This window comes from Intestinibacter sp. (assembly GCF_022780145.1).
Taxonomy (GTDB): Bacteria; Bacillota; Clostridia; order Peptostreptococcales; family Peptostreptococcaceae; genus Intestinibacter.
This window is the reverse complement of the sequence record NZ_JALEXO010000159.1, coordinates 1-2,813: the sequence shown is the minus strand read 5'-3', so window position 1 is coordinate 2,813 and position 2,813 is coordinate 1. Positions and strand designations below refer to the sequence as shown.

Here is a 2,813-nt window from a genome sequence, read left to right as displayed (position 1 = left end):
AGTCTTATTATTATTCTTGTTGGAACATGGCTAATAGGAACGGGATTTACTAAAAATAGCAGTACATTTATCAGCAGCTATTCGATTTCTAACGATGGATCTATCATGAAGATTGATGTGGGAGTAGGTTCTTCTGTAGGCTCTATAAGAAAAGTAAATGTCCATAAGCAAGAAGATGGAAAAATTTATCTTGATTTTATATCTGCTTTCGGCGGTATAAATGGAAGCATAGGCGCAAAAAGTACATTTGAAATACCTATTGATAAAGATTGCCAGGAGATTGCAATTTATAGAAGTAATAACCAGTATGAAAGCGTATTAAAAAAGGATATTGATTCAGATAAATGGATTAGAGTAAAGTAAAAAATAATATATACATGCTAAAAAACAAGGAATTTCAACACTTGATGGCGAACTATATAGTATATAAATTTATGAAAATTATCTTACAGAGGGTGTAAAATTATGAAGTATAAAATATACGGATTTTTACAAGATGGTTTTGTAAAATTTAGTTTAAAATCAAGCGATATGTTGATACTTAGATGGTTTGTTGATTTTATGGATTCGGGAAAAATGATTTCGAAGGAAATAGACGGCAAGCTGTACTACTGGATAGACTACAAGAAAATAATGGAGGATTTCCCAATTTTAGATATGAAAAAAGACGCTATTTATATGAGACTTAGAAAAATGTGTGAGTGCAAAATTTTGGAGCGAAAAATCTTAAAGAAGGGCGGATATTCATATTACAGATTGGGAGATAATTATATTTATTTAATATATCCAGATCTGTTAACAGAAGAAGATTTACAAAATAAAGACGAAGCAAAATCAGAAGATACAAATCAAAATATTCCTACAAATACAATACAACAAGAAAATACAGATAAACAAGATACGAAGGCAACTCAAGATACGAAAATAAATGATGCAAATGATCAAGTTATTTCTCAATCTAATACTCAAGATACTCAAAATAATATAGATGAATCTCAAAAGCAAACGGATTTTTTTCAGAACAAAATGAAGAAAACTTCACAAAGCATTGAATTTTATCAATACCACGCGGATAAAACTCAGAAGAAGTCGGAGCTTTCACAGAGGAGAGCGGATTTTTCACAGAGCAAAATGAAGAAAACTTCACAAATAGCGGAATTTTATCCAAATCATGCGGATAAATATCAAGAAGGGGCAGGTTTTTATCCGAACCAAACGGATTCTAGCTAGAACCTTATCGGATAAAAATCCCGAACAAAGATTCTTCTACTAAATAAATCTATTATATATAAAAACCTCGCGTGCGCGCGCGCGGGCGGATGTTTTTTCTCTCAAGAGATTTTTGTAGCTATTTTATGGGTATTTGTTATTGGATTTAAGGTAGTGGAAAGTTTGTAAGAAATTACCTAAATTTAAAATTTAAAATGAATTGAAAAATAAATCGAATTATGTTAATTTAGGAAAGTACAATTTACAAGAGAATAGAGGAGACATTATGAGTAGTGACACAGTAAATTTATTGACTAAAAAATCTAGAGCAAAGATCGATTTATTAGCCCAAAGTAGGCTGAAATACTTGGTATCAGCTATGTTTGCGGGTATCTATGTAGGAATAGGTGTTATTTTGGTGTTTACAATCGGAGGAATGTTGTATCAGGTGCACTCACCTATGACGAAGATTGCTGTAGGGCTTTCGTTTTCCGTGGCATTGAGCTTGATTTTAATTTTGGGAAATGAGCTATTTACAAGCAACAACATGGTCATGACGGTAGGAGCTATGGCAGGAGAAGCCACTAAAAGAGACACTTTAAAGGTGCTTGGATACAGCTATCTTGGGAATTTCTTAGGAGCTTTGTTAGTAGCTAGTTTGTTTATAGGAACTGGGCTTTTTAAGGATTCTACACTGATGTACTTTGAGTATAGTGCTTTGTCTAAGGTTTCACCAGAGGCGTATCAGCTGTTTTTTAGAGGAGTTTTGTGTAATATATTAGTCTGCGCTGGTGTTTTGGCGGCTTACAAATTGAAGGACGAAACTTCTAGGCTGATAATAGTATTTTTGAGCTTGTTTGCTTTTGTAACGAGTGGGTTTGAGCATTGTATAGCTAATATGGCTACGTTTTTAGTGTGCGTAATCTCAAATTCGACTGCTGTTACTTTGGGTGGAATGATTTACAATTTATTTTTCGTGACGCTTGGAAATGTAGTAGGTGGAGTTCTGTTTTTAGGAGCAGGGACTTATTTATTGTCTAGCGGAAAGGATAAATAGGTTTGAAAATAACTGTACCTAAGAGTAATTTCTTAGGTACGGATATTTATTCACTCACTATTATTTTTATAGGAGAGCATTTGCCGCCGTTGCAGTTGCTTTCAGAAACGCTACATGCAGCAGCCCCTATACGTACATCCATCAGTGCTCTTAATACTACTTTATCTCCAGGTTTTGAAATCGGTTTTTCTACGGAAATACTTCCATCTGCGTTAATTTTAGTGTACATGAAGAAATTAACTGGATGTATAATAGGTCTGTTGCTATTTAGGCTGTTGTTTATATTTTCTAAGCAGTTTGAATGACCGTTTCCATTGTTGTAGAAAAAATCGTACATTTCGGTACGACAACATGGATGTAATAAGTCGTGCTCACCGACATCGTCTGATAAAATTTCAAACATCGGTTTGTAGAGATTAGAGTATATTAAACCTCCAACCTTTAATTTCAAAGATTCATTGCAATCGATTGTAACACCTGTAGACAGAAATTCGTCTGGAGTTTCTTTTGCTTCTGCGAAAAAATCAACTACTTGTGTTCCTTCAAT

4 protein-coding genes are annotated in these 2,813 nt (G+C 33.7%); 3 read left to right on the top strand and 1 reads right to left on the bottom strand.

Annotated elements, in window-relative coordinates:
* From MR593_RS06220 to MR593_RS06210, 3 genes are all read left to right on the top strand, one after another.
* Window positions 1–363 (top strand): hypothetical protein (locus tag MR593_RS06220; RefSeq protein ID WP_290690920.1); only part of this gene is annotated, 363 nt, incomplete at its 5' end.
* A gap of 102 nt (window positions 364–465) precedes the next feature.
* Window positions 466–1,230 (top strand): hypothetical protein, encoded by a 765-nt coding sequence (locus MR593_RS06215; RefSeq protein WP_290690919.1) that lies wholly within the window; start codon window positions 466–468, stop codon window positions 1,228–1,230.
* A 265-nt stretch (window positions 1,231–1,495) separates the two neighbouring features.
* Window positions 1,496–2,266, top strand: a complete 771-nt coding sequence (locus MR593_RS06210; protein ID WP_290690917.1) for a formate/nitrite transporter family protein — start codon at window positions 1,496–1,498, stop codon at window positions 2,264–2,266.
* Window positions 2,267–2,312: 46 nt separating this feature from the next.
* Here MR593_RS06210 and MR593_RS06205 read toward each other — a convergent pair.
* On the bottom strand, window positions 2,313–2,813 hold a 501-nt coding region (locus MR593_RS06205), incomplete at its 5' end, for an urea carboxylase-associated family protein (protein ID WP_290690915.1).

Bases quoted from the DNA above. Each gene is read 5' to 3' on its own strand.
- MR593_RS06215 (WP_290690919.1), top strand. From the start codon at position 466: ATGAAGTATAAAATATACGGATTTTTACAAGATGGTTTTGTAAAATTT.
- MR593_RS06210 (WP_290690917.1), top strand. From the start codon at position 1,496: ATGAGTAGTGACACAGTAAATTTATTGACTAAAAAATCTAGAGCAAAG.